At 70.3% G+C, this 23,967-nt stretch carries 25 protein-coding genes; 14 read left to right on the top strand and 11 right to left on the bottom strand.

Translation table 11 applies throughout. The annotated features are described in order from the left end of the window. Positions 1-29 precede the first annotated feature (29 nt). Complete coding sequence (locus AC07XP_RS25405) at positions 30-1,235, bottom strand: patatin-like phospholipase family protein (RefSeq protein ID WP_495266235.1); 1,206 nt, start codon at positions 1,233-1,235, stop codon at positions 30-32. Between the two features lie 107 nt (positions 1,236-1,342). Here AC07XP_RS25405 and apbC point away from each other — a divergent pair, with 107 nt between their 5' ends. The 4 genes from apbC to tsaA all read left to right on the top strand — a co-directional run bounded on the left by apbC (position 1,343) and on the right by tsaA (position 4,355). After that, complete coding sequence (apbC, locus tag AC07XP_RS25400) at positions 1,343-2,434, top strand: iron-sulfur cluster carrier protein ApbC (RefSeq protein WP_062478984.1); 1,092 nt, start codon at positions 1,343-1,345, stop codon at positions 2,432-2,434. A gap of 76 nt (positions 2,435-2,510) precedes the next feature. Continuing rightward, positions 2,511-3,461 carry a LysR family transcriptional regulator gene (locus AC07XP_RS25395; RefSeq protein WP_062478987.1) on the top strand — a complete coding sequence of 317 codons (951 nt, stop codon included), beginning with the start codon at positions 2,511-2,513 and terminating at the stop codon, positions 3,459-3,461. 52 nt (positions 3,462-3,513) lie between these two features. Next, the gene (locus tag AC07XP_RS25390) at positions 3,514-3,861 is read left to right on the top strand and encodes a winged helix-turn-helix domain-containing protein (RefSeq protein WP_062478989.1); all 348 of its coding nucleotides are present in this window, start codon (positions 3,514-3,516) and stop codon (positions 3,859-3,861) included. Then, positions 3,858-4,355, top strand: a complete 498-nt coding sequence (gene tsaA, locus AC07XP_RS25385; protein WP_495266234.1) for a tRNA (N6-threonylcarbamoyladenosine(37)-N6)-methyltransferase TrmO — start codon at positions 3,858-3,860, stop codon at positions 4,353-4,355. Before AC07XP_RS25390 ends, tsaA begins: the two co-directional genes overlap by 4 nt. Here tsaA and AC07XP_RS25380 read toward each other — a convergent pair. Beyond that, entirely contained in the window at positions 4,316-4,996 is a 681-nt protein-coding gene (locus AC07XP_RS25380) for a nitroreductase family protein (RefSeq protein WP_139700232.1), read from the bottom strand. The genes tsaA and AC07XP_RS25380 overlap by 40 nt on opposite strands. After that, positions 4,993-5,232 carry a hypothetical protein gene (locus AC07XP_RS25375; protein WP_495266233.1) on the bottom strand — a complete coding sequence of 80 codons (240 nt, stop codon included), beginning with the start codon at positions 5,230-5,232 and terminating at the stop codon, positions 4,993-4,995. Before AC07XP_RS25375 ends, AC07XP_RS25380 begins: the two co-directional genes overlap by 4 nt. Before the next feature lie 115 nt (positions 5,233-5,347). Between AC07XP_RS25375 and modB the strand changes: the two genes are divergently transcribed. The 6 genes from modB (at position 5,348) to fdhD (ending at position 11,245) form a co-directional block, all read left to right on the top strand. Next, positions 5,348-6,034 carry a molybdate ABC transporter permease subunit gene (gene modB, locus AC07XP_RS25370; RefSeq protein WP_495266232.1) on the top strand — a complete coding sequence of 229 codons (687 nt, stop codon included), beginning with the start codon at positions 5,348-5,350 and terminating at the stop codon, positions 6,032-6,034. A 28-nt stretch (positions 6,035-6,062) separates the two neighbouring features. Then, entirely contained in the window at positions 6,063-6,812 is a 750-nt protein-coding gene (modA, locus tag AC07XP_RS25365) for a molybdate ABC transporter substrate-binding protein (RefSeq protein ID WP_369644451.1), read from the top strand. Continuing rightward, entirely contained in the window at positions 6,809-7,600 is a 792-nt protein-coding gene (locus AC07XP_RS25360) for an ABC transporter ATP-binding protein (protein WP_095949325.1), read from the top strand. Before modA ends, AC07XP_RS25360 begins: the two co-directional genes overlap by 4 nt. A 90-nt stretch (positions 7,601-7,690) precedes the next feature. Then, positions 7,691-10,033 (top strand): FdhF/YdeP family oxidoreductase, encoded by a 2,343-nt coding sequence (locus AC07XP_RS25355; protein WP_495266231.1) that lies wholly within the window; start codon positions 7,691-7,693, stop codon positions 10,031-10,033. Continuing rightward, positions 10,030-10,320 carry a hypothetical protein gene (locus tag AC07XP_RS25350; protein WP_139700239.1) on the top strand — a complete coding sequence of 97 codons (291 nt, stop codon included), beginning with the start codon at positions 10,030-10,032 and terminating at the stop codon, positions 10,318-10,320. The genes AC07XP_RS25355 and AC07XP_RS25350 overlap by 4 nt, the downstream gene beginning before the upstream one ends. 19 nt (positions 10,321-10,339) lie before the next feature. Beyond that, positions 10,340-11,245 (top strand): formate dehydrogenase accessory sulfurtransferase FdhD, encoded by a 906-nt coding sequence (fdhD, locus tag AC07XP_RS25345; RefSeq protein ID WP_492677318.1) that lies wholly within the window; start codon positions 10,340-10,342, stop codon positions 11,243-11,245. On the opposite strand, the gene mnmH is transcribed toward fdhD, so the two are convergent. From mnmH to AC07XP_RS25320, 5 genes are read right to left on the bottom strand one after another with little or no spacing between them, the layout of a single operon-like run. Further along, complete coding sequence (gene mnmH / locus AC07XP_RS25340; protein ID WP_495266230.1) at positions 11,182-12,249, bottom strand: tRNA 2-selenouridine(34) synthase MnmH; 1,068 nt, start codon at positions 12,247-12,249, stop codon at positions 11,182-11,184. The genes fdhD and mnmH overlap by 64 nt on opposite strands. 35 nt (positions 12,250-12,284) lie before the next feature. Next, complete coding sequence (gene phnE, locus AC07XP_RS25335; protein ID WP_495266229.1) at positions 12,285-13,082, bottom strand: phosphonate ABC transporter, permease protein PhnE; 798 nt, start codon at positions 13,080-13,082, stop codon at positions 12,285-12,287. Next, entirely contained in the window at positions 13,079-13,915 is an 837-nt protein-coding gene (locus tag AC07XP_RS25330; protein WP_495266228.1) for a PhnE/PtxC family ABC transporter permease, read from the bottom strand. The genes phnE and AC07XP_RS25330 overlap by 4 nt, the downstream gene beginning before the upstream one ends. Continuing rightward, a complete protein-coding gene (locus tag AC07XP_RS25325) occupies positions 13,912-14,736 on the bottom strand; it encodes a phosphonate ABC transporter ATP-binding protein (RefSeq protein ID WP_495266227.1) in 825 nt (274 codons plus the stop codon). The genes AC07XP_RS25330 and AC07XP_RS25325 overlap by 4 nt, the downstream gene beginning before the upstream one ends. Positions 14,737-14,749: 13 nt before the next feature. Further along, positions 14,750-15,613 (bottom strand): putative selenate ABC transporter substrate-binding protein, encoded by an 864-nt coding sequence (locus tag AC07XP_RS25320; protein ID WP_062469048.1) that lies wholly within the window; start codon positions 15,611-15,613, stop codon positions 14,750-14,752. Between the two features lie 111 nt (positions 15,614-15,724). Here AC07XP_RS25320 and selD point away from each other — a divergent pair, with 111 nt between their 5' ends. The 3 genes from selD to AC07XP_RS25305 all read left to right on the top strand — a co-directional run bounded on the left by selD (position 15,725) and on the right by AC07XP_RS25305 (position 21,054). Beyond that, positions 15,725-16,804: a selenide, water dikinase SelD gene (gene selD, locus AC07XP_RS25315; RefSeq protein WP_062469051.1), complete on the top strand. Its 1,080-nt coding sequence runs from the start codon at positions 15,725-15,727 to the stop codon at positions 16,802-16,804. Between the two features lie 160 nt (positions 16,805-16,964). Beyond that, the gene (locus AC07XP_RS25310) at positions 16,965-19,481 is read left to right on the top strand and encodes an ABC transporter permease (protein ID WP_095743969.1); all 2,517 of its coding nucleotides are present in this window, start codon (positions 16,965-16,967) and stop codon (positions 19,479-19,481) included. Between the two features lie 106 nt (positions 19,482-19,587). Next, positions 19,588-21,054 (top strand): AAA family ATPase, encoded by a 1,467-nt coding sequence (locus AC07XP_RS25305; protein ID WP_159274914.1) that lies wholly within the window; start codon positions 19,588-19,590, stop codon positions 21,052-21,054. A gap of 39 nt (positions 21,055-21,093) precedes the next feature. On the opposite strand, the gene AC07XP_RS25300 is transcribed toward AC07XP_RS25305, so the two are convergent. The 3 genes from AC07XP_RS25300 to AC07XP_RS25290 are packed head-to-tail and all read right to left on the bottom strand — an operon-like array spanning position 21,094 to position 22,633. Beyond that, on the bottom strand, positions 21,094-21,417 hold the full coding sequence (locus AC07XP_RS25300) for a type II toxin-antitoxin system RelE/ParE family toxin (protein WP_070061493.1): 324 nt from the start codon (positions 21,415-21,417) through the stop codon (positions 21,094-21,096). Next, entirely contained in the window at positions 21,414-21,686 is a 273-nt protein-coding gene (locus tag AC07XP_RS25295; RefSeq protein WP_070061494.1) for a type II toxin-antitoxin system Phd/YefM family antitoxin, read from the bottom strand. The genes AC07XP_RS25300 and AC07XP_RS25295 overlap by 4 nt, the downstream gene beginning before the upstream one ends. Before the next feature lie 44 nt (positions 21,687-21,730). Further along, the gene (locus AC07XP_RS25290) at positions 21,731-22,633 is read right to left on the bottom strand and encodes a LysR family transcriptional regulator (RefSeq protein ID WP_495266245.1); all 903 of its coding nucleotides are present in this window, start codon (positions 22,631-22,633) and stop codon (positions 21,731-21,733) included. 125 nt (positions 22,634-22,758) lie between these two features. On the opposite strand from AC07XP_RS25290, the gene AC07XP_RS25285 reads away from it, so the two are divergent. Next, positions 22,759-23,967 (top strand): MFS transporter (locus AC07XP_RS25285; protein ID WP_495266226.1); only part of this gene is annotated, 1,209 nt, incomplete at its 3' end.

Below are 23,967 nucleotides of genomic sequence, written 5' to 3'. Positions count from 1 at the left end.
GGCAGGAGCTCAGCCGACCGCGTGCGCTGTCACTTCGGCACCCACCCGAAGAACCGCAGCACCTCGTCGCGCTGGCGCATCGCGTCCGCGCGCCCCAGCGCCATGAGCTCGCGCGTGTAGGCCGACTCGAACAGCAGGTAGCTGGCGAGCGCGCCGCCCTTCACGTCGGCCGCGACCTTCGAGCCGCCCAGCAGGTGCCGCACGGCGCCCGGCAGCGCGTCGACGTGGCGCGCCGCGATCATGTCGATGCGCTCCGACGGCGAGATCACCAGCAGGTCGAGCGGGCGCAGCGTGCTGGCTGCGCGCGCCTCTTCGGGAATGAGGCCCAGCGTGTGGTTGATGCGGCGCAGGCGCTCGATGTCGACCGCCAGCGCATCCAGAAAGATGCTCGACAGCGCATGGCCCGCGATCTGCGCCATGGTCGGGTAGCCGCTGTGGGTGTTGGGCGCATCCTCGTCGCGCGGCTCGTGCATGCGGCCCGCGCCGATCACCACGATGCGCTGTGCGCCCAGGTGGATCGCCGCCGCGATGGGCGCCGACTGGCGCATCGAGCCGTCGCCGAAGTACTCGGTGTGGCCCGGCGGCATCGGCAGCGCGGTGGCCGGGAACACGAAGGGAATGGCCGACGAGGCCATCAGGTGCGCGTGCGTGATGCGGTCGCGCACCGACAGGCGCTGCGAGCGCACCCAGGGCTCCATCGGCACGGCCGCCTCGAAGAAGGTCACGTGCTCGCCCGAGCTGTAGCTCGAGGCCGTGACCGCCAGCGCCTGCACGTGGCCCTGCTGCATGAGCGTCGGTAGGCGGTCCAGCGGCACCAGGCGTTGCAGCAGGCCGGCCAGCGGCGTGTTGTCGAGCAGCGACTTGGGCTTGATGCGCATCCAGTTGGCCGCGAAGCGCCCCAGGCCGAGCAGCATGCGCCAGCGCGCGCCGCTGCCGAGCACCGAGAGCGAGTCGGCGCGGTAGATCTGCTCGGCGCGGAACTCGCCCCAGACCTGCGCGATGTGCGCGACCACGCGGTCGAAGTCGTCGGCGCCGCAGGCCAGCGCCGCGGCGTTGATGGCGCCGGCCGAGGTGCCGGTGATGATCTGGAACGGGTTGCCGCCGCCGATGGCCGCACCCGCCGCCACGGCGTCGCGCCGGATCTCGGCGATGGCTTCGAGCACGCCGACCTGGTAGGCGGCGCGGGCGCCGCCGCCTGTCAGCAGCAGGCCGGTGGCGGGGCTTGTCTCGGGCATTGCGTCGGTGTCTTTTCTTCTTCGGCGTTTTTCGGACGGGAAATGAGCGCGTCCCGGTACGGGCTTGGCGGGCGGAATAGACTACCCGCCATTCAGGAGTTTGATCAATGGCACTCACCCCCGACGGGCTCATGGACGCACTCAAGAGCGTCACGGACCCTAACACCGGCAAAGAATTCGCAGCGACCCGCTCGCTCAAAAACCTGCAGATCGCCGAGGGCGATGTCTCGTTCGACCTCGAACTCGGCTACCCCGCCAAGAGCCAGCACGCGGCCATCCGCAAGTCGCTGGTGGCCGCGGCCAAGGCCGTGCCGGGCGTGGAGAACGTGTCGGTCAACATCGTCACCAAGGTCATCAGCCATGCGGTGCAGCGCGGCGTGCAGCTGATGCCCAACGTGCGCAACATCGTGGCCGTGGCCTCGGGCAAGGGTGGCGTGGGCAAGAGCACCACGGCCGCCAACCTGGCGCTGGCGCTGGCCGCCGAGGGCGCCAGCGTGGGCCTGCTCGACGCCGACATCTACGGCCCGAGCCAGCCCATGATGATGGGCCTGGACGGGCGCCCCGAGAGCATCGACGGCAAGAACATGGAGCCCAAGGAGCGCCATGGCGTGCAGGTGATGTCGATCGGCTTCCTGGTCGACGCCGACCAGGCCATGATCTGGCGCGGCCCCATGGCCACGCAGGCGCTCGAGCAGCTGCTGCGCCAGACCAACTGGAAAGACCTCGACTACCTGATCGTCGACATGCCGCCGGGCACCGGCGACATCCAGCTCACGCTGAGCCAGCGCGTGCCGATGACGGGCGCGGTGATCGTCACCACGCCGCAGGACATTGCGCTGCTCGACGCGCGCAAGGGCATCCAGATGTTCGAGAAGGTCGGCGTGCCGATCCTGGGCATCGTGGAGAACATGGCGGTGCACATCTGCTCCAACTGCGGCCATGCCGAGCACATCTTCGGCGCCGACGGCGGCAAGAAGATGGCGGCCGAGTACCAGATGGCCTACCTGGGCGCGCTGCCGCTGGACATCAACATCCGCCTGCAGGCGGACAGCGGGGCGCCCACGGTGGTGTCCGACCCCGACGGCGAGGTGGCCGGGCTCTACAAGGCCGTGGCGCGCAGCGTGGCGGTGGGGATCGCGGAGAAGGCGAAGGACTTCTCGGCGAAGTTCCCGACGATCTCGATCAGCAAGAACACCTGAGGCACAGGCGGGGCAGGGCGAGGGCCTGTGCAGGCGCCCCGGACGCGAGCCCGCAAGAAGAAAAAGGACGCACGCAATGAACCTGCTCGCCTCGATGCGCTACCTCGTCGCACTCAGCGAGCACAAGCATTTCGGCCGCGCCGCGCAGGCCTGCCACATCACGCAGCCGGCCTTGTCCAATGCGCTGCGCGCGCTGGAAGGCGAGTTCGGCGTCGTCATCGTCAAGCGCTCCCGCGTGTACGTGGGCCTCACGCACGAAGGCGAGCGCGTGCTGGCCACGGCGCAGCGCATGCTGCGCGACAACGAGGTGCTGCTGCAGGAACTGCGCAGCGAGGCCGGCGACCCGCGCGGAAGGCTGCGCATGGCCGCCGTGCCCACCGCGATCCCGATGCTGTCGCGCTTTGCCGCGATGCTGCAGCAGCGCCATCCGGGCATCGTGCCGGCCGTGCTTTCCATGAGTTCGCAGGAGCTGGAAACGGGCCTGGAAAACCTCTCGGTCGACCTCGCGCTGGGCTACACCGAGCGCATGCACCTGCCGGGCGTCAAGCTCAAGGCCTGGCCGCAGAGCATCGAGCACTACTTCCTGCTGCGGCGCGCGAAGAAACCCTCGGCCGACCGGCTGCGCATCGGTCGTCCCATCGCCTGGGCCGAGGCCGGCACGCTGCCGCTGTGCCTGCTCACGCCCGACATGCACAACCGCGCCATCATCGACCAGGCCCTGCGCGAGGCTGGCGTGGCCGCGGTGGCGCCGGCCATCGAGACCAACTCGGTGCTCACGCTCGCGCTGGCCGTGAGCGCGGGCACCGTCAGCAGCGTGCTGCCCGGCGCCATGGTCGCGGCCGTGCGCAGCCACCGTGAACTGGAGGCGCTGCCGCTGGTGGCGCCCGAGGTGCGCACGCCCATCGGCTTCATGACGCAGGAGGGCGTGCGGCCCGCGCGGGCGCTCGATGCGGCGCTGGCCTTCCTGCAGACGCCCGAGTGGCAGGCGCAGGCGCGTCAGCACAGCGGCGCGCTCGACGCCGCGTAGCCCCGGCCCACGGGTGCCGACGGCACCTGGATGGTTTACCCTTCGCGCCACCATGAAATCCAAAGCCCAGTTCCGCCTGCGCATCTACCGGGACGACACCATCGCCATCGGCCCCGGCAAGATCGCCGTGCTCGAAGCCGTGGCCGAGACCGGTTCGATCTCGGCGGCGGCCCGCCTGCTCGGCATGTCGTACCGCCGCGCGTGGATGCTGATCGACGAGATGAACCAGACGCTGGCCTCGCCCGCAGTGAACACCGCCGCCGGCGGCTCGCGCGGCGGCGGCACGGCGCTCACGCCCGTGGGCGAGGACATCGTGAAGCGCTACCGCGCCATCGAGAACGCCGCGCGCCTCGCGACGGCGGCCGACGTCCGGGCGCTCACACGGCTGCTCGCGCCATGAACGCCGCCGACATCGACCCTGTCGTCTGCCGCCCGGTCGGCATCGTGCGCAGCCGCTTCACGGAGACCTCGGGCATGCCCATCCAGACGGCCGGCGCGCCCGACGAAGTGGGGCACCTCGAGGTATTCGCCGAGTTCGCGCCGGGGCTGCGCGACATCGAAGGCTTCGACTACCTGATCCTCGTGACGCACCTGCACCGCTGCGCGCACGAACGGCTCGAGGTGGTGCCCTTTCTCGACGATGCCACGCACGGCGTGTTCGCCACGCGCGCGCCCGCGCGGCCGAACCGGCTGGGCCTGTCGATCGTGCGGCTCACGGCGGTGGAGGGCACGACGCTGCATTTCAGCGGCAACGACATGATCGACGGCACGCCCGTGCTGGACATCAAGCCCTACGTGCCGCGCTTCGACGTGCGCGAGACCGAGCGCGTGGGCTGGTTCGGCGCGCGGCTCGATCAGCTGCCGCGCACGCGCTCCGACGGCCGGATGGATTGATCGCCATCGCCTGACGCATCGCCGGCCGCGCCCGGCAGCAGGTCGCCCTGCCAGCACGACCACACGTCCTGCGACAGCGTCTCGCGCGCCTGCGGCGGCGCCTCGCGGATCGTGCCCATGCTGATGAAACCCGCCAGGTACTCGCCCGGCTGCACGCCGACCTGGCGCACCAGCGTCTCGTCGAAGCAGCGTTCGCCGCTCAGCACGATGGCGCCGTAGCCCAGCTGGTGCGCGGCCGCAAGCAGGTTGCCCAGCGCCGCGCCGGCGCCCAGCCACTGCTCGCGCGCGGGAATCTTGCTGCGCTCGCGCGGCGACACCACGAAGCCCAGCAGCAGCGGCGGGCGCGTGGCGTGCTCGCGGGCGCGCCGCAGGTCGGTGGGGCTGGCGAGCGGATCGCGGCGCAGCTTTTCCTGTTCGAAGCACCAGGCCAGCGCCTCGCGGTTCTGCGGGCGGAACTCGATCACGCGCCACGGATGCAGCCCGCCGTGGTCGGGCGCGCGCAGGCCGGCCTGAAGGATGGCGTCGAGTTCGTCGGGGTTCGGGCCGGGCGATTGCAGCCGCCGCGGCGACACCGAGCGCCGCGTCAGCAGGACTTCGAGGATGCGTTCCGCACCCGTCATGTGGCGCCACATCGCTGTCATTGCCCGCGCCGCTCGGTCCATGCGGCGCTGCGGCGCAGCACCTCGCCGATGTCCTGCGCGTCGCCCGGCGCCACCAGGAACGACTGGCTCTCGCCGCCTGGCGCGATGATCGATAGCACCAAGCCGCCGGCGTCCAGCGTGCGCTCGATGCGCCATTCGTGCACCTGCGTCACATGGCGAAGCTCGGGCCTGCCGGAGGTCGAGCGGACAACGGTGTCGTGAATGGAAGGACGCATGGGCGGATGGGAAAATTCTCCAACGCTGTATTCGCCAGTATATGAAGACAGGCGCATTCGCGCATCCCCGTATGAATGAAAAGGACGGCGCGTGTAACAATCTCGCCGTATTCAAATGAACACGACGACTGCTTCGCTCATCGCCACCACCGACTGGTCTCCGCTGGTCCTGTCGCTGCAGGTCGCGGCGGTTGCGACGCTGTTGGCGCTGGTCGCGGGCGTGGCGCTGGGCTGGGTGTTCGCGCGCAAGCAGTTCGTCGGCTCGGGCGTGCTCGAGGCCGTGTTCATGCTGCCGCTGGTGCTGCCGCCCACGGTGATCGGCTACGCCATCCTGGTGGCGGCGGGGCGCCGCAGCCCGCTCGGCGCCTGGCTGCGCGAGCACTTCGACTACACCATCATCTTCAGCTGGCACGGCGCCGTGGTGGCATCGGCCGTGGTGGCGCTGCCGCTGGTGCTCAAGTCGGCCAGCGCGGCCTTCTCGAACGTCGATCGCTCGCTCGAAGCCGCTGCGAGCACCTTGCGCCAGTCGCCGTTCTCGGTGTTCTTGCGCGTCACGCTGCCGCTGGCCTGGCCCGGCATCCTGGCCGGCACGCTGCTCGCGTTCGCGCGCGCCATGGGCGAGTTCGGCGCCTCGCTGATGGTGGCCGGCTCCATTCCCAAGCAGACCCAGACCCTGTCGATGGCCATCTACGACGCCGTGCAGGCCGGCCACGACGACCTGGCGCTGCTGCTGGTGGTCGTCACGTCGGTGCTGTCGATTGCCGTGCTGGTCGTGTCGAACCGTTTCTTTTCGCTTCGTTGATTCCCCCTTTTTCCAGGAGACTGTGCCCATGCGTCCGTTGCGTCTTTTGTCCGTCGTGCTCGCCCTGGCCCTGCCGCTTGCGGCCGCTGCGCAGCAGATCACCGTGTCCGCCGCCGCGAGCCTGACCGACGCGTTCAAGGAAATCGGTCCCAAGTTCGAAGCCGCCAAGGCGGGCAGCACCGTGCGCTTCAACTTCGCCGCCTCGGGCGTGCTGCTGCAGCAGATCGGGCAGGGCGCGCCGGTCGACGTGTTCGCCAGCGCCGACCAGGAAACCATGAACCGCGGCAACGACCAGAAGCTCATCGACACCGCCACCCGCAAGGACTTCGTCACCAACAGCCTCGTGCTGGTCGAACCCGCGCAGGGCGCCGTCGGCCTGAAGTCGCTGCAGGACCTGAGCGGTGCGAACGTGAAGAAGATCGCCGTCGGCAAGACCGCCACCGTGCCGGTCGGCCGCTACACCAAGCAGGTGCTGGACAACGCCAAGCTCTGGACCGCGCTCGAACCCAAGTTCGTGCAGGCCGACAGCGTGCGCCAGGTGCTCGACTACGTGAGCCGTGGCGAGGTCGAGGCCGGCTTTGTCTACCGCACCGACGCGGCCGTGGCCGGCGACAAGGTCAAGGTCGCCTTCACGCCCACCGGCCACACGCCCGTGACCTACCCCATCGCCGTCGTGGCCGAGAGCAAGCAGAAGGCGCTGGCCGGCGACTTCATCGCCTTCCTGTCGACGCCTGCGGCCCAGGAAGTGCTCGCGCGCTACGGCTTCGGCAAGCCATGATCGATGTCGATCTGCAGCTCACGGTGAAGGACGGGGCCCGGCGCTTCGACCTCGCCGTGCGCTTCCAGACCGACGTTCCCTTCGCCGCGCTCTACGGCCCCTCGGGGGCCGGCAAGTCGCTCACCCTGCAGGCCATCGCCGGCCTGCTGCATCCGTCGGCGGGCCATGTGCGGCTCGATGGCCGCACGCTGTACGACGCGGCGCAGCGCATCGACGTGCCCGCGCCGGCGCGCCGCATCGGCTACCTGTTCCAGAACTACGCGCTGTTCCCGCACCTCACGGTGCGCGAGAACGTGGCGTTCGGGCTCACCGCGTGGCACCGCCGCACGCTGCCGGCCCGCGACGCCGAGCGCGTGCAGGCGCTGCTGGCCAGCTTCGGCCTCGCCGCGCTGGCCGACAGCCGGCCGCAGAAACTCTCGGGCGGCCAGCAGCAGCGCGTGGCCCTGGCGCGCGCGCTGGCTTGCGAACCGCAGGTGCTGCTGCTCGACGAACCCTTTGCCGCGCTCAACCCCATGCTGCGCGCCGAGCTGCGCAACGAGCTGGCGCAGGTGCGCAAGCAATGGGGAATTCCGGTCCTGATGATCACGCACGACATCGAGGACGTGCTCGCCCTGGCCGACGTGGCTTTTGTCTACAAGGACGGGCAGGTGGTGCGCGAGATCGACCTGCACAACGCCGACAGCCGCGACTTTGCGCTGCGGGAGATTGCCGGGGTGCAGGAGGTGGAGGAGACGCCGCTGCGCAGCAAGCTGAGGGGTTTGCTGATGGGCGGTGCGCGCGAGGCCTGAGCGCCTTTCCTCCCCCGTCATTTTCATTTTGAATCGCCGCATGTCCCGATTCAATTTGACGCCACGCCCCCGCAGGCCAACACTGCCGCCATGAGCGAGCAGAAGATCGAGTTTTACAAGGGCCCCGCCGGTGGCTGGGGCGCGTTGCGCAGCGTGACGAATGCGCTGCTGCGGCAGGACATTCCGGTCAAGGGCGCGAAGACGCTGCTCTCGGCCAACCAGCCCGACGGCTTCGACTGCCCCGGCTGCGCCTGGCCCGACCGCAACCATGCCTCGACCTTCGAGTTCTGCGAGAACGGCGTGAAGGCCGTGGCCGCCGAGGCCACCGCGCGCCGCGCGGGCCCGGAACTGTTTGCCAAACACACCGTGGCCGAGCTGGCCCAGCAAAGCGACTTCTGGCTCGAAGACCAGGGCCGCCTCACGCACCCCATGGCCTACGACGCGGCCAGCGACAGGTACGTGCCCATCGACTGGGATGACGCCTTCGCGCGCATTGCGCAGCACCTGAACGCGCTGCCCGACCCGAACCAGGCCATCTTCTACACCTCGGGCCGCGCGAGCAACGAGGCGGCCTTCCTGTACCAGCTGTTCGTGCGCGAGTACGGCACCAACAACTTTCCCGACTGCTCGAACATGTGCCACGAGCCCAGCGGCAGCGGCATGCGCCCGCAACTGGGCGTGGGCAAGGGCACGGTCACGCTGGAAGACTTCGAGAAGGCCGACGCGATCTTCATCTTCGGCCAGAACCCGGGCACCAACCACCCGCGCATGCTCGGCGAGCTGCGCGCGGCCTCCAAGCGCGGCGCGCGCATCGTGAGCTTCAACCCGCTGCGCGAGCGCGGGCTGGAGCGCTTTGCCGATCCGCAGGACAAGCTGGAGATGGCCACGCTGGGCTCCACGCCGATCAGCACGCACTACTTCCAGCTGCGCGTGGGCGGCGACTTCGCGGCGGTGAAGGGGATGATGAAGCACGTCATCGAACGCGAAGACGCGGCGGTGGCGCGCGGCGAGCCTCCGGTGCTCGACCACGCATTCATCGCCGAGCACACCCAGGGTTTCGAGGCGCTGGCCGGTGACCTGCGCGCCGAATCGTGGCCGCTGCTGGCGCAGGAGTCGGGCCTGAGCGAAGCGCAGATGCGCGCGGCGGCCGACGTGTACCTGGGCGCGAAGCGCGTCATCGCCTGCTGGGGCATGGGCATCACGCAGCACCAGCATTCGGTGGCCACGATCCAGATGATCGGCAACTGGCTCATGCTGTGCGGCCACATGGGCCGCGAAGGCGCGGGCGCCTGCCCGGTGCGCGGCCACAGCAACGTGCAGGGCGACCGCACCATGGGCATCTGGGAAAAGCCGCCGGCCGCGCTGCTCGACCGGCTGCAGCAGGTGTTCGGCTTCGAGCCGCCGCGCCAGAACGGCGTGGACACGGTCGAGGCGATCCAGCTCATGCTCGACGGCAAGGGCAAGGTGTTCTTCGCGCTGGGCGGCAACTTCGCGGCCGCCACGCCCGACACCTACCAGACCTGGAAGGCGCTGCAGCAGTGCGACCTCACGGTGCACGTGACCACCAAGCTCAACCGCAGCCACATCATCCACGGGCGCGAGGCGCTCATCCTGCCGTGCCTGGGCCGCACCGAGATCGACATGCAGGCGAACGGCCCGCAGGGCGTGACGGTCGAAGACTCGATGAGCATGGTCCACATCTCGATGGGCATCAACCCGCCCGCGTCGGAACTCTTGTTGTCCGAGCCGGCCATCGTGGCGCGCCTGGCTGCAGCCACCATCGGCGCGCGCAGCAAGACGCCGTGGCTCTGGCTTGTCGAAGACTACGCCCGCATCCGCGACAAGATCGAAGCCGTGTTCGACGACTTCAAGGACTTCAATGCGCGCGTGGCGCATCCGGGTGGCTTCCGCCTGCGCAACACGGCGAGCGAGCGCGTGTGGGCCACCGCGTCGAAGAAGGCCGTGTTCTTCACGCACGCCGTGCCGCTGGACACGCACGCGCATCGGGCCCGCGCGCGCTTTGCGTCGCAGCGCGACACGCTGGTGTTCACGCTGCTCACCACGCGTTCGCACGACCAGTACAACACCACCATCTACGGCATGGACGACCGCTACCGCGGCGTGTTCGGCCAGCGCCGCGTGGTGTTCATCCACACCGACGACATCCGCCAGCTCGGCATGAAGGACGGCGACTGGGTCGACATCCAGACGGTGTGGAGCGACGGGCAGGAGCGGCGTGCGGATCGCTTCAAGCTGGTGGCCTACGACATCCCGCGCGGCAACCTCGCGGCCTACTACCCCGAGACGAACCCGTTGGTGCCGCTGTCGTCGGTGGCCGAGAACGCGGGCACGCCGACCTCCAAGTCGATCCCCGTGGTGCTGTCGCTGCATGTGGCGCCGGTCGCGGCGGAGGCCGACGCCGTGGCGGCATGAGCGATTCCGGGTTCGACGCCGACGCTTTCTCCATTGCGATCCTGCGCGCGCTCGCCGAAGCCCCGGGCGAGGGCGGCATGTCGCTGCCGCGCCTGGGCAAGCGGCTGGGGCAGGGCGCGAGCGTGGTCATGCGCCAGCTCACGCTGATGGGCGATGCCGCGCTGGGCGGCGTGCGCGGACCGGGCTGGGTGCGCGTGGTGCAGCTGGACGATCGCTGGGTCGCGCACCTCACGGACGCCGGACGTGCGGTGGTCGACAGCCTGCCGGCTGACGAAAACCGCGGCTGAGCGGACAATGGCCGCGGCCATGACAGACACCCCCGAACCCGACGCCCTGCCGCCCCTCGCACGGCATGCCGTGCACGTCTTCGGCGAGCGCGGCCTCGCGCCCGAAGGCGTGGTGCGCGACGACACGCTGGCCGCCGAGGTGCCGGTGGCGCTGGTGTTCAACGGCGTCTCGCACGCGGTGATGATGGCCACGCCGCAAGACCTCGAAGCCTTCGCGCTGGGCTTTGCGCTCAGCGAAGGCATCCTCGACAGCGCCGCCGATTGCCGCGGCATCGACGTGCGAACGGTCGAGGCCCTCGATGCGGGCCTGCCCGAGGGCATGCCCGGCATCGAGGTGCAGCTCGAAGTGTCCACGCGCAGCTTCGAACGCCTGAAGGACCGGCGCCGCAGCCTCGCGGGCCGCACCGGCTGCGGCGTGTGCGGCGTCGAAAGCTTCGCGGGGCTCGACCTGTCGCCGCAGCGCGTGCCGCCGCGCGACTGGATCGAACGCATCGACCTCGCCACCGTGCTGCGCGCCTTCGCCGCCATGCCGCCGCGCCAGGTGCTCAACGCCGAAGCCGGTGCGATCCACGCAGCGGCCTGGGCCACGGTGGACGGCGAACTCACCGACCTGATGGAAGACGTGGGTCGCCACAACGCGCTCGACAAGCTGCTCGGCGCGCTGGCGCGTGCGAATCGGCTGCAGGAGCCCGGCTTCGTGCTGATGTCCAGCCGCGGCAGCCACGAGCTGGTGCGCAAGTGCGCGCGCCTGGGCATTGCGGCGATGGCGACCATCTCGGCGCCGACCGCGATGGGCGTGCGCATGGCCGAGCTCAGCGGCCTGCGCTTCTGGGGGCTGTGCCGCGCGCCGCGCGGCGTGCTTTACGCCGACGGGCTCGGTGCGCCGAGCGCCAGCACCGCGTCGGCCACGGCCTCGATGCCCTGATCCGAGAGGTCGGTCGCGCCCACGCGCTGGCGTTTTGCCCACGCGCGAAAGTGCGTCTCCTGCGACTTCTGGTAGTGCGGGTCGTAGTGCAAGGACATGAGTTCGGCGAACAGATGCGGCAGGTCGGCCTCGTGGGCCCACTGCTGCCAGCGCGTCACCGTTTCCTTGCCCTGCAGTTCCTTGAGCACGCCCATCTTCTCGGCGAGCGCCGCGCGGTCGTCGCCCAGGTAGGCGTAGTCGCGCAGCAGGTAGGCCAGCCGCGCCTCGGGCGTGGCCTCCACCTCGATGCACGGCGCGGCGCGCATCTGCGCCACGAGCGACAGCGGCAGCGACAGCCGCCCGATGCGCACGCTCTCGCCCTCGACATACAGCGGGCGCGAGAGGTCGATGGCTTCGAGCACGGTCGCGATGCGCGTCTCGAAGTGTTTTTGCGAAGGCTGCGCCACGCCCGGCAGCGCGCCGAGCAGCGAGCCCTTGTGGTTGGCGAAGGCCTCCAGGTCGAGCACCTGCGCGCCGCGTTCGGCCAGCGCGAGCAGCACGCGCGTCTTGGCGCTGCCGGTGGCGCCGCAGACCACGCGCAGGTCGAGTTGCGGCGTCAGCGCGTCGAGCTGCGAGATCACGTGCCGGCGAAAGCTCTTGTAGCCGCCCGCGAGCTGCTGCGCGTCCCAGCCCACGAGCCGCAGCCACGTGACCATCGAGCCGCTGCGCATGCCACCGCGCCAGCAGTAGACCAGCGGCTTCCACTTCTCGGGCCGGTCGGCCAGCGTGTCGCGCAGGTGCGTCGCGATGTTGGCCGCCACCATCGCACCGCCGATGCGGCGGGCCTCGAAGGCGCCGGTCTGCACGTAGACCGTGCCGACGATGTGGCGCTCTTCGTCGTTGAGCACGGGGCAGTTGATGGCGCCGGGGATGTGGTCGAGCGCGAACTCGGCGGGCGAGCGGGCGTCGATGATCGAATCGAAGGCGTGGCGGTCCGCCACCCGGACGGGCTGGCGATGACTCATGGCTGAAGGGACCTCATGCCGCCATTGTCGGCCACTCAGGCGTAGGCGGGACCTAGGCCTTTTCGCAAGCGAGCGCTCGCCAAGTCGACAAAGGTGACCAGCACGAACATCGCGATCAGCACCGTCATCGCCTGCTGCTGCTGGAAGATCGACAGGTGGAAGTACAGCAGCTGCCCCAGCCCGCCGCCGCCCACGAAGCCCAGCACGGCCGCCATGCGGATGTTCATTTCCCAGCGGTAGAGCGTGTAGGCCACCCACTGCGGCAGCACGATCGGCAGGCTGGCGTAGCTGAAGGCGGTGACCGGACCGGCGCCCGAGAGCGCCAGCGCCTGCTCGGGCTCGCGTGGTGCGTTCTCCAGCGCTTCGGCAAAGAGACGGCCGAGCACGCCGGTCGTGTGCAGCGACAGCGCCAGCGCACCCGCGAACGGCCCGATGCCGGCGGCCAGCACCATCAGCGCGGCCCAGACCAGCTCGGGCACGCTGCGCAGGAAGTTGAGCACGAAGCGCGCGCCATGGCGCAGCGGCCCGCCGATGCGCCCCGACGCCGGCAGCGCGAGCACGGCGCCCGCCACGGCGGCCAGCACGGTGCCCAGCGCCGACACGGCCAGCGTCTGCAGCGCGCCGTGGCCGACCTTGGCGAGGAACTCGGGCGACACGTCGGGCGGGAAGAACTCGGCGATGAACTTGCCCATGAGCCGGAGCGATTCGGCCGAGCCCAGCGCGCCGTAGTCGATGCCCAGGTAGACGAAGCTCGCGACCACGGCCGCGGCGATCAGCGCCACGGCGAGCCAGCAGCGCAGGCACAAAGGAGGGCGCGGCGGCAGCGTCGTCATGCCAGGAGCTTTCGCAGCGCGTTGCTCAGCATGTCGGCCAGCAGCACGAGCGCGAGGAACACCAGCAGGATGCTGCTGGCCTCGCCGCCGTTGAGCATCTTCATCGACTGGTCCATCAGCTGCCCGAGGCCGCCCGCGCCCACGAAGCCCATCACCACCGAGGCGCGCACCGCGCATTCCCAGCGGTACACGGTGTACGAGGCCAGCTCCTGCGCCGTGTGCGGCAGCAGGCCGTAGCACAGCGCCGCGAGCCGGCCGCTGCCGCTTTCGAGCAGGGCGCGCGCGGGGCGCGTGTCGGTCGATTCGAGGATCTCGGCGTAGACCTTGCCGAGCATGCCGCCGTAGGTGATGGCCAGCGCCAGCACGCCGGCCGCCGGGCCGAGCCCGAGCGCGCGCACGAACAGCAGCGCCCACACGATCTCGGGGATGGCGCGCAGCACCATCAGCAGCCAGCGCGCCGCCTGCCGGACGATGCCGGCCTGCACGCGGCCGGGGCCGGGCCCGATGCGGGAGATGGAGAGCGCGCGCGTGGTCACGAAGCCCAGCGGCGCGCCGATCAGCAGCGCCATGGCCGTGCCGGCCGTGGCCATGGCCAGCGTCTCGAGCGTGGCCTTGGCGAGCAGCGCGAGAAAGGCGGGCGAGCTGTCGGGCGGAAAGAAGCCCGCAAGAAAGCCGCCGATGACCGCGAGGTTGCCGCTGCCGAACAGCGCCCAGGGCTTGAATTCGGAGAGCGCGAGCACCGGCCACGCGATGACCAGCGCCGCGAGCCAGCCGGCCAGCCGGCGGCCCGCGTGCGGATCGCGCAGGGCGGGGCGGGCGAGTGTTGCCGTCACGGGCAGTCCGGCCGATTGAAGGCTGGCTCGGCGGTGCCGGCCACCGGTGCGACCGGCAGCGGCCCTTGCGTCGCCACACCGCCTTCGCTCGCATAGAGCGCCTCGAGCAGCGCCGGCGTCACCTCGGCGGCCGGCAGGTCGAAGGCGACCTGCCCGTCGCGCATGCCCACGATGCGCGGAAACCAGCGCAGCGCCAGGTCGACCGCGTGCAGCGACGCGACCAGCGTGGCGCCGGTCGATTCGCTCTGCGCCACCAGCTGGCCCACGGCCGCGTGCGCCAGCGTGGGGTCGAGCGCCGACACCGGCTCGTCCGCCAGCAGCAGCGCGGGGCGCTGGTACAGCACGCGCGCGATGCCCACGCGCTGCAGCTGGCCGCCCGAGAGGCGGTCGCAGCGGTCGAACAGCCGGTCTTCGAGCGCGAGCCGGGCGAGCGCCGCGTGCGCGCCCGCGATGTCGGACGGATAGAAAAGCGAGCCCAGCGCACGCGCCGTCGACCACTGGCCGAGCCGGCCCGCGAGCACGGCCGTGACCACGCGCAGGCGCGGCGCGATCGGCGGCGCCTGGTGCACGGTGCCGATGCGCGCGCGCAGCGGCTTGAGCGCACGCGCCGGCAGCCGCCACGGGTGCTGGCCCAGCGCCTGCACCTGGCCTTCGCCGGGCCGCAGCGCCGCGCCGAGCACGCGCAGCAGCGTGGTCTTGCCCGCGCCCGAGGGCCCGATGACGGCGATGCGCTCGCCGTCGCGCGCGGCCAGCGTCACGCCGGCCAGCGCGCGCTGGCCGTTGGGGTGCACCACGCCCGCGCTGTCGAGCGAAAAACTCATCCGCGCATTCCGCTCACTTGATGAGGCCGGCCGACTTGCCCGCCGTCTCGATGCCGTCGTAGTTCGACGACTTGGTGGGAATGAACTTGCTCGCGCGCTGCAGCGCCATGATCTCCTTGTGCGCCGGGTTGGCCGGGTCCAGCTTCAGGAAGGCGTCGGTCAGCTTCTTCGTCACGGCGGCGTCCAGGCCCGGGCGCACGGTCCAGTTGTAGTCGTAGTAGGTCGGCGTGGTGGCCAGCACGCGCACCTTGGCGGCGTTGGGGTTCTTGGCCTCGACCAGCTTGTCCCACACCGAGGCGTTGAGCACGCCCGCTTCGGCGCGCGAGGCCGCCACGAAGGCCACGGTGGCGTCGTGCGCGCCCGAGAACGCGACCGTCTTGAAGTCCTTCTCGGGGTTGATGCCGGCCTGCAGCAGGAAGTAGCGCGGCATCAGGCTGCCCGAGGTGGACGAGGGCGCGCCGAAGGCGAAGGTCTTGCCCTTCAGGTCGGCCAGGGTCTTGGCGGGGCTGTCGATCGGCACGATGAACTTGCTGGTGAACACCTCGTCTTCCGCGCGCTGCACGATCGGCACCGCGCCGCCGTTGGTGCGGATGCGCGCCTGCACGAAGGTGAAGCCGCCCAGCCACGCCAGGTCGATCTTGTTCGTCGCCAGGCCCTCGACCACGGCGGCGTAGTCGGTCACGGGCGTGAACTGCACGTCCATGCCGGTTTCCTTCTTCAGGTAGTCGCCCAGCGGCGTGAACTTGCGCTGCAGCTCGGTGGGCGCCTCGTCGGGAATGGCCGACACGCGCAGCACGCCCTGGGCGAAGGCGCCCACGGCGGTGAGGGACAGGGCCAGCGCGAGGGCGAGCCGGGACACGGTTTGTTTCGTTTGCATGGTGTGATGACGCGTTCAGTGGAAAAAGAAAAGGGTGTGTCGGGGCACGTGGGCAGACGGCGGTGCAGGCTTCGATAATCGCGGCTTGTTCCATTCGACCGACCCGCTGCCATGATCGAAGCCGCACCTTCCAAGCTCCTGAATCCGTTGGCGCCGCTGCGGCTCACCAGCTTCTCGCATGGGGGCGGCTGCGGCTGCAAGATCGCGCCGGGCGTGCTGTCGCAGATCCTCAAGAACCATGCGGGCGGGCTGATTCCGCCCGAGCTCATGGTCGGCATCGAGACCGCCGACGACGCGGCAGTCTACCGGCTCAACGACGAGCAGGCGCTGATCGCCACCACCGATTTCTTCATGCCCATCGTGGACGACCCCTACGAGTTCGGCCGCATCGCCGCGACCAACGCGATCAGCGACGTCTACGCGATGGGCGGGCGCCCGATCATGGCGCTGGCGCTGGTCGCCATGCCGATCAACCAGCTGCCGGTGGAAGTCATCGCCGAGATCGTGCGCGGCGGGCAGGACGTGTGCCGCGCGGCCGGCATTCCCATTGCGGGCGGCCACACCATCGATTCGGTCGAGCCGATCTACGGGCTGGTCGCGATGGGGCTGGTGCACCCCAAGCGCGTGCGGCGCAACGCCGATGCGCAGGCCGGCGACGTGCTGGTGCTGGGCAAGCCGCTGGGCGTGGGCGTGCTGTCGGCGGCGCTCAAGAAGCAGCAGCTGTCCGAGGCCGGCTACCGCCAGCTGATCGAGAACACGACCAAGCTCAACACGCCTGGCATCGCGCTGTCGGCGCTCGACGGCGTGCATGCGCTGACCGACGTCACCGGCTTCGGCCTGGCCGGCCACGCGCTCGAGCTCGCGCGCGGCGCGGGGCTCGCGGCGGTGGTCGAATGGTCGCGCGTGCCGCTGCTCGACAACGTGATCGCCATGGCCGGCGGCGGGCTGGTCACCGGCGCGTCGGGCCGCAACTGGGCGGGTTACGGCGCTGATGTGCAACTGCACGAGGGCCTGCCGGCCACCGCGCAGGCGCTCATGACCGACCCGCAGACCTCGGGCGGCCTGCTCGTGAGCTGCGCGCCCGAGGCGGTCGAGGCGGTGCTGGAGATCTTCCGCAACGAAGGCTTCGGGCAGGCGGCGGTCATCGGCCGCGTGGAAGCTGGTGCGCCGGGTCTCGTCGTGCTGCCCTGAGCCGGGGCGCCGCCGGGCGGGTGGGGTCGTCATCGACAAGCGCTCCTTCGTTTCTTTTTCGTATCGTGCGACAGGTCCGCGCAGCGGGCAACACCACGCGGCCCTTTCCAATAACCCTTGAGTCCGCCGGTGCCGGTAGGCGTCGGCTATCGTTCGCGCCATGAACGCTTCCCTTCGCCTTGGCTGGCGCACGCTCTGGCGCGACCTGCGCGCCGGCGAGCTGCGCCTCTTGATCGTGGCCGTGGTGCTGGCCGTGGCCGCGCTCACGGCGGTCGGCTTCTTCGCCGACCGATTGCAGGGCGGGCTGCAGCGCGACGCGCGCCAGCTGCTGGGCGGCGACGCGGTGGTCGTGAGCGACAACCCGACGCCCGAAACTTTCATCGCACAGGCGAAGTCGCTGGGCCTTGCGGGCACCGGCACCTTCGGCTTTCCCACCATGGCGCGGGCCGAGGATGCCCAGGGCGGCGCCAGCAAGCTCGTGGCCCTGAAGGCCGTGACGCCGGGCTACCCGCTGCGCGGCAACCTGCAGACGGCGACCACGGCCGAGGGCGCGGGCGCGGTGACGCGCGACGTGCCGGCGGCGGGCGAGGTCTGGGTCGATGCCTCGCTGCTCGACTCGCTGGGCCTGAAGGTCGGCGACACGCTGCTGCTGGGCGACACCGGCCTGCGCGTGGGCCGGGTGATCACGCTGGAGCCCGACCGGGGCGCGGGCTTCATGAGTTTTTCGCCGCGCGTGATGCTCAACCAGGCCGACGTGGCGCGCACCGGCCTCGTGCAGCCGGCCAGCCGCGTGGGCTACCGCTACGCCGTGGCGGGCGACGACGCCGCCGTGAAGCGCTTCACCGAATGGGCCGACGCCACCATCAAGAAGGGCGAGCTGCGCGGCGTGCGGCTCGACTCCTTCGAGGGCGGCCGGCCCGAGATGCGTCAGACACTCGACCGCGCCGAGAAATTCCTGAGCCTGGTCGCGCTGCTCGCGGCGCTGCTGTCGGCCGTGGCCGTGGCGCTGGCCGCGCGCGGCTTCGCGGCCAGCCACCTGGACGACTGCGCCATGCTGCGCGTGCTGGGCCAGAGCCAGCGCACCATCGCCGCGGCCTATGCCTTCGAGTTCGCCGTGATCGGCACCGTGGCCAGCGCGATCGGCGTGGCCATCGGCTTCGCCGTGCACTATGTCTTCGTGCTGCTGCTGGCCGGGCTGGTCGAGACCGCCTTGCCCGCCGCCACGCTGTGGCCCGTGGCCTTCGGCCTGGGCATGGGGCTCACGCTGCTGTTCGCCTTCGGCCTGCCGCCGGTGCTGCAACTGGCGCGCGTGCCGCCGCTGCGCGTGATCCGGCGCGACGTGGGCGGGCTCAAGCCCGCATCGCTCGCCGTGCTCGGCATCGGCGTGGCGGGCTTCGCGGCGCTGCTGATGGCGGCCAGCAGCGACCTCAAGCTGGGCCTCATTGCGGTCGGCGGCTTTGCCGGTGCCGTGGCCGTGTTCGCGCTGCTGAGCTGGCTCGCCGTGAAGGTGCTGCGCCGCAGCGTCAGCGAGACCACCGCGCCGCGCTGGCTGGTGCTGGCCACGCGGCAGATCTCGGCGCGCCCGGCCTACGCCGTGGTGCAGGTCAGCGCACTGGCCGTGGGCCTGCTGGCGCTGGTGCTGCTCGTGCTGCTGCGCACCGACCTCGTGGCGAGCTGGCGCAAGGCCACGCCGCCCGATGCGCCCAACCGCTTCGTCATCAACGTGATGCCCGAGCAGAGCGAGGCGTTCCAGAAGACGCTGCGCGACGCGGGCGTCGCCAAGTTCGACTGGTACCCGATGATCCGCGGCCGGCTGGTGGCGATCAACGACAAGCCCGTGACGCCCGACGACTACACCGAGGACCGCGCCAAGCGCCTGGTGGACCGCGAGTTCAACCTGAGCAACAGCACCGAGGCGCCCGCGCACAACAGCGTCACGGCCGGCGCCTGGACGCCCGAGGCGAAGAACGAGGTGAGCGTGGAAGAAGGCCTGGCCGAGACGCTGGGCCTGAAGCTGGGCGACACCTTGCGCTTCGACATCGGCGGCATGCAGAACGACGCGCGCATCACCTCGCTGCGCAAGGTCGACTGGGGCTCGCTGCACGCCAACTTCTTCGTGATGTACACCGTGGCCTCGCTGGCCGACGTGCCCGTGACCTACATGGGCGCCTTCCGCGCGCCCGAGACGCGCGGCTTCGACAACGCGCTGGTGCGCAGCTTCCCCAATGTGACCAACGTCGACATGAGCGCCACCATCAACCAGGTGCAGCGCGTGCTCGACCAGGTGGTGCGCGCGGTCGAATTCCTGTTCGGCTTCACGCTGGCAGCCGGGCTCGTGGTGCTGTTCGCCGCCGTCACCGCCACGCGCGAGGAGCGTGCGCGCGAGTTCGCCGTGATGCGCGCCGTGGGCGCACGCGCCAGCCTGCTGCGGCAGGTGCAGCGCGCCGAGCTGGTCGGCGTCGGCCTGCTCGCGGGCTTCCTGGCGAGCATCGTGGCCTCGGTGATCGGCTGGGGGCTCGCGCGCTACGTGTTCGAGTTCACCTGGACCGCCTCGCCGCTCGTGCCGGTGGCCGGCGCGCTGGCCGGCGCGGTGCTGGCGCTGGCGGCGGGGTGGTGGGGCCTGCGCGATGTGCTGCGCCGGCCGGTGGTCGACACGCTGCGCCGCGCGGCCGAGTAGGGCTGCGCAGGCCCGTACAGTTTTTTTCTTCCGCGATCGGCAGGACGGGGCCGGGGATGCAATACATTCCCCGGCCCCGTATTCAATTCAGAAGAGAAATTCCTGCATGCGCTTGGCGTCATTCCAGATCACCAACTATCGCTCGATCCACGACAGCGGCTCCATCGATTCCTCCCAGATCACAGCGATCCTCGGCCGAAATGACAGCGGCAAGTCGAACCTGCTGCGCGCGTTGCACAGCCTGAACCCGACCGACGGGCTCACGGCACTCAGCCCCATCAAGGACTTTCCGCGGCACCGCCGCCTCGACGAATGCACCGACGACACCCCGGTGGTGCACACGCGCTGGGACCTCGACGCCTCCGAACAGCTGGCGCTCGCCGCCATCCTGCCGCGCGCGGCCGGCGTGCGCCAGGTCACGGCCGGGCGCGGCTACGGCGCCACGCGCACGACCGGCTTCGAGGGCCTGGGCCCGCTGTCGATCGACGTGAGCGACATCAAGGCCAAGGTGCGCAAGATCGTGCCCGCCGTGAAGGCCGCGGCCGAGAAGGTCGCCGACGAGTTGAAGGCGCCGCTCGAACAGGAGGCCGACGCCTTCGACGCTGCCATGATCCCGAGCCCCGACTTCGTCAAGTGGTCGGCCGGTGCGCTGCTGGCACTGCAGGCACTGCGCCAGGCGCTGGCCACCGCCGGCGCCGAGATCGCCGACAAGCAGGCGCAGATGCTGACCGAGCTCGAGGAGCTGGCCCGCACGATCGACAACGACCAGCCCGCGCTGGCCCGCGCCCGCGCCTGGGTGCTGGAGAAACTGCCGCGCTTCATCTACGTCGAGGACTACGCCTCGCTGCCCGGCCGCCAGAACATCGCCGAATACCTCACGCGCAAGGGCTGGGGCGAGCGCACGGCGGGCGAGCGCAATTTCGAGAAGCTGTGCCAGGTGGCGGGGCTCGACCCGCAGCAGCTGCAGGACCTGCTGGCGAAGAACGACCTGGCGACGCGCAATCAGTTGGTGAACCGGGCGGGCTCGGTCGTCACGTCGGAAATCCGCCGCGTGTGGAAGGACCGCGAACTCAAGGTCCGCTTCAACCTCGACGGGCAGCACCTGGAGACGCTGGTGTCCGACCCCAACGCCGCCTACGAGGTGGAAGTGAACCTCGACGAACGCAGCCGCGGCTTCCAGTGGTTCTTCTCGTTCTACGTCGCGTTCTTCGCGGACACGAAGGGCGCGGCCGATGCGATCCTGCTGCTGGACGAGCCCGGCCTGCACCTGCACGCGCATTCGCAGGCCGATCTGCTGGCGCACCTGGAGCACGACTTCGCCAACCAGATCCTCTACACGACGCACTCGCCGTTCATGGTGCCGACCCACCGGCTCGACGCGGTGCGCACGGCCCGCATGAGCGAGGCCGCCGGTACGACGGTGAGCAACAAGGCCGAGGGCGATGTGCGCACGCTGTATCCGTTGCAGGTGGCGCTGGCGCTGAGCCAGGCGAAGCCCGTGGCGCCTGTCGAGGCACCCGCCGTGACTGTCGGCGAACAGGCGGAGCGTCAGCTGGTGGAAGCGGCGGCGTAGGCGTACGCCGGACGTCTCAGGCCGCGTACTGCATCGGGCTCACACGGCGCCCACGAGGCGCCGCATGAGCAGGCCCTTCAGGTCCCTGCGCGTGTCGCAGACGACGTGGATGTAGGCGGTGTCCAGTCGCACCTCGTAGATGATGCGGTTCATGCCCGAGATGACCTGCCGGTACTGGGCCGCGTTCAGGTCTTCCAGTTCCTCGGGAATCCGGCCTGCCTGGGGATGGGCTGCGATCATCGCGACGGATTGCTTGATCTTTGCGTAGCTCGCCGCCCAGGTGTCCGCGCCGAAGTTCTTGAGCAGGTAGCGCCTCAGGTCCTTCAGGTCGGCTTCGGCGGACCGCAGGAACACCACCTTCATGGGGCGTCTTCTTGGTCCAGATCGGCGAACACATCGTCCGCGGACCGGAATTGGCCCTGTTCGATTTCGCGGTTGCCGAGTGCCAGCACTTTCAGCAGCGCGAGGGTCGCTTCCTGCTCTTCGAAGGAGCGGACATCCATCACCACGAGCTTGGCCTCGCCGTTCTGTGTGATGACCAGAGGCTCGCGGGTGTCCGAGAGGGTCTTCACGATGTCCGCGGCATGGCTCTTGAGATAGCTGATGGGTTTGACCTGCGTGGAGAAATTCATGGGGTTCACCTGCGGTTGTCGATCGGACTGATTATGGTCTGAATTCAGTCTTTCGATGTTTCCGAGCCATCGTTCCTGAACATGTGCTCACCCGCAAAGTCGACAAACGCCCGCACCTTCGGCGACAGCTGCCGGCTCGACGGCCACAGCGCCGAGAACTGTCCCTGCCGCACAAGGTGCGCGGCCAGCACGCGCTGCAGCTCGCCGCGGCGCAGTGCGTCGCGCGCCAGGAAGTCGGGCATGTACGCAATGCCCAGGCCCGCGACGGCGGCGCCCAGCATGGCTTCCATGTTGTTGCAGACCAGGCCCGGCGGCAACTGGGGCGGCAGGCCGGGCAGGTCCCAGTCTTCGATCTTTCCGCCGGTCACGAACTTGTAGCGCAGGCAACTGTGGCGGGCGAGGTCGGTCGGCACCTGCGGCACGCCGTGTTGCGCCAGGTAGGCCGGCGAGGCGGCGAGCACGAAGCTGAACGGGCCGAGGCGGCGCGCCACGAGCTGTGAGTCGACCAGCTCGCCGCTGCGGATGGCCACGTCGACACCCTCGGCCACCACGTCGACCAGCCGGTCGTTGAAGTCGAGGTCGAGTTCGATCTCGGGGAAGCGCGCCTTGAACGCCGGCAGGATCGGCAGCAGAAAGCGGTAGCCGATGGTCGGCAGGCTCACGCGCAGGCGGCCGCGCGGCGTGGCGACGGCGTCCTGCAGCATGGCGCGCGCATCGCCGAGTTCGTCGAGGATGCGGCGGCAGCGCTCGTGGAACATCGCGCCCTCGGCCGTGAGCCGCACCTGCCGCGTGGTGCGGTGGAACAGGCGCACGCCCATCTGCGCCTCGAGCCGCGCGACGTTCTTGCCCACGGCCGAGGCCGAGATGCCCAGGTCGCGGCCCGCCCGCGCAAAGCTCTGCAGGTCGGCCGCCCGCACGAAGGATTCGAGTCCGCTGAAGCTGTCCATGGGCTTGATTGGCAACCTGGGGTTGGCAGTGTGAGGAGCTGAGGGCCCATTTTCGTTTCATTGAATCCTTTTTATCTTCGCTTCACGCATTTCCCTTTTCCTTCTCCCGCGTGAAAGCCCTCCCGATGTCTTCCCCCGATTCCAACAAGGCCTGGCTGCTCGCCGCCGTCTGCCTGGCCGCGCTCGGCATGCCGCTGAGCTTCACCGGCCCGGCCGTGGTGCTGCCCGCGATCCGCGACGCGCTGGGCGGCACGCCGGTGCAGCTCAACTGGGTCACCAACGCCTTCATGCTGAGCTTCGGCGCCACGCTGATGGCGGCCGGCGCGCTGGCCGATGCCTACGGGCGCAAGCGCGTCTTTTTGCTGGGCCTGGCGGTGGTGGCGCTGAGCAGCGCGCTGCTGACGCTGGCGCCGGGCATCGTCGCCTTCGACCTCGCGCGCGCCGTGCAGGGGCTGGGCTCGGCGGCGGCCTTCGCGGCGGGCACGGCCGCGCTGGCGCAGGTGTTCGACGGGCCGGCGCGGCTGCGGGCGTTCAGCCTCATCGGCACCTCGTTCGGCGTGGGGCTGTCGTGCGGGTCGATCCTCTCGGGCTGGCTGGCCGACACCGTCGGCTGGCACGCCGTGATGCTGAGCCCCGGCGCCGTGAGCCTCGTCGCGCTGGGCCTGGCCGCGCCGCGCATGCGCGAGTCGCGCAACCCGCAGGCGATGGGGCTGGACGTGCCGGGCACGCTCAGCTTCACGGCCGCGCTGAGCCTGCTCACGCTGGGCGTGCTGCAGGCGCCCGACAGCGGTTGGGCCAGCCCGTGGGTGCTCGCGGCGCTGGCCGGCGCGCTGGCCATGGGTGCGGCCTTCATCGCCATCGAGCAGCGCGTGGCGCATCCGATGCTCGACCTGTCGCTGTTCCGCTTTCCGCGCTTCGTCGGCGTGCAGCTGCTGGCCGCGGCGCCGGCCTACGGCTTTGTCGTGCTGCTGGTGCTGTTGCCGATCCGCTTCATCGGGCTCGAAGGGCGCAGCGCGCTGGAGGCGGGCGGTTTCATGTTCGCGCTGTCGGGGCCGATCCTCATCGTGCCGACGCTGGCGGCGTGGCTCGCGCACCGGTTCTCTGCGGGCGTGATCTCGGCCGTGGGGCTGCTGGTGTGCGCGGCGGGGCTCGTGTGGCTCGCCCGCTGCGCGCCGGGCACGCCCTTGCACGGCCTCGTGGGCCCGCTGCTGCTGATCGGCGCGGGCATCGGCCTGCCCTGGGGGCTGATGGACGGCCTGGCCGTGAGCGTGGTGCCGCGCGAGCGGGCGGGCATGGCGTCGGGGATTTTCAACACGGTGCGGGTCGCGGGGGAG

This window comes from Variovorax sp. GW531-E2 (assembly GCF_059423125.1).
The sequence above is the reverse complement of the archived record's forward strand: the minus strand, read 5'-3'. Positions and strand labels throughout refer to the sequence as shown.

Bases quoted from the DNA above. Each gene is read 5' to 3' on its own strand.
- phnE (WP_495266229.1), bottom strand. From the start codon at position 13,082: ATGACGACGCTGCCGCCGCGCCCTCCTTTGTGCCTGCGCTGCTGGCTC.
- modA (WP_369644451.1), top strand. From the start codon at position 6,063: ATGCGTCCGTTGCGTCTTTTGTCCGTCGTGCTCGCCCTGGCCCTGCCG.
- modB (WP_495266232.1), top strand. From the start codon at position 5,348: ATGAACACGACGACTGCTTCGCTCATCGCCACCACCGACTGGTCTCCG.
- AC07XP_RS25380 (WP_139700232.1), bottom strand. From the start codon at position 4,996: ATGACAGCGATGTGGCGCCACATGACGGGTGCGGAACGCATCCTCGAA.
- AC07XP_RS25325 (WP_495266227.1), bottom strand. From the start codon at position 14,736: ATGAGTTTTTCGCTCGACAGCGCGGGCGTGGTGCACCCCAACGGCCAG.
- apbC (WP_062478984.1), top strand. From the start codon at position 1,343: ATGGCACTCACCCCCGACGGGCTCATGGACGCACTCAAGAGCGTCACG.
- AC07XP_RS25405 (WP_495266235.1), bottom strand. From the start codon at position 1,235: ATGCCCGAGACAAGCCCCGCCACCGGCCTGCTGCTGACAGGCGGCGGC.
- tsaA (WP_495266234.1), top strand. From the start codon at position 3,858: ATGAACGCCGCCGACATCGACCCTGTCGTCTGCCGCCCGGTCGGCATC.
- AC07XP_RS25320 (WP_062469048.1), bottom strand. From the start codon at position 15,613: ATGCAAACGAAACAAACCGTGTCCCGGCTCGCCCTCGCGCTGGCCCTG.
- AC07XP_RS25390 (WP_062478989.1), top strand. From the start codon at position 3,514: ATGAAATCCAAAGCCCAGTTCCGCCTGCGCATCTACCGGGACGACACC.
- mnmH (WP_495266230.1), bottom strand. From the start codon at position 12,249: ATGAGTCATCGCCAGCCCGTCCGGGTGGCGGACCGCCACGCCTTCGAT.
- AC07XP_RS25355 (WP_495266231.1), top strand. From the start codon at position 7,691: ATGAGCGAGCAGAAGATCGAGTTTTACAAGGGCCCCGCCGGTGGCTGG.
- AC07XP_RS25295 (WP_070061494.1), bottom strand. From the start codon at position 21,686: ATGAATTTCTCCACGCAGGTCAAACCCATCAGCTATCTCAAGAGCCAT.
- AC07XP_RS25300 (WP_070061493.1), bottom strand. From the start codon at position 21,417: ATGAAGGTGGTGTTCCTGCGGTCCGCCGAAGCCGACCTGAAGGACCTG.
- AC07XP_RS25290 (WP_495266245.1), bottom strand. From the start codon at position 22,633: ATGGACAGCTTCAGCGGACTCGAATCCTTCGTGCGGGCGGCCGACCTG.
- AC07XP_RS25375 (WP_495266233.1), bottom strand. From the start codon at position 5,232: ATGCGTCCTTCCATTCACGACACCGTTGTCCGCTCGACCTCCGGCAGG.
- fdhD (WP_492677318.1), top strand. From the start codon at position 10,340: ATGACAGACACCCCCGAACCCGACGCCCTGCCGCCCCTCGCACGGCAT.
- AC07XP_RS25305 (WP_159274914.1), top strand. From the start codon at position 19,588: ATGCGCTTGGCGTCATTCCAGATCACCAACTATCGCTCGATCCACGAC.
- AC07XP_RS25350 (WP_139700239.1), top strand. From the start codon at position 10,030: ATGAGCGATTCCGGGTTCGACGCCGACGCTTTCTCCATTGCGATCCTG.
- AC07XP_RS25395 (WP_062478987.1), top strand. From the start codon at position 2,511: ATGAACCTGCTCGCCTCGATGCGCTACCTCGTCGCACTCAGCGAGCAC.
- AC07XP_RS25360 (WP_095949325.1), top strand. From the start codon at position 6,809: ATGATCGATGTCGATCTGCAGCTCACGGTGAAGGACGGGGCCCGGCGC.
- selD (WP_062469051.1), top strand. From the start codon at position 15,725: ATGATCGAAGCCGCACCTTCCAAGCTCCTGAATCCGTTGGCGCCGCTG.
- AC07XP_RS25310 (WP_095743969.1), top strand. From the start codon at position 16,965: ATGAACGCTTCCCTTCGCCTTGGCTGGCGCACGCTCTGGCGCGACCTG.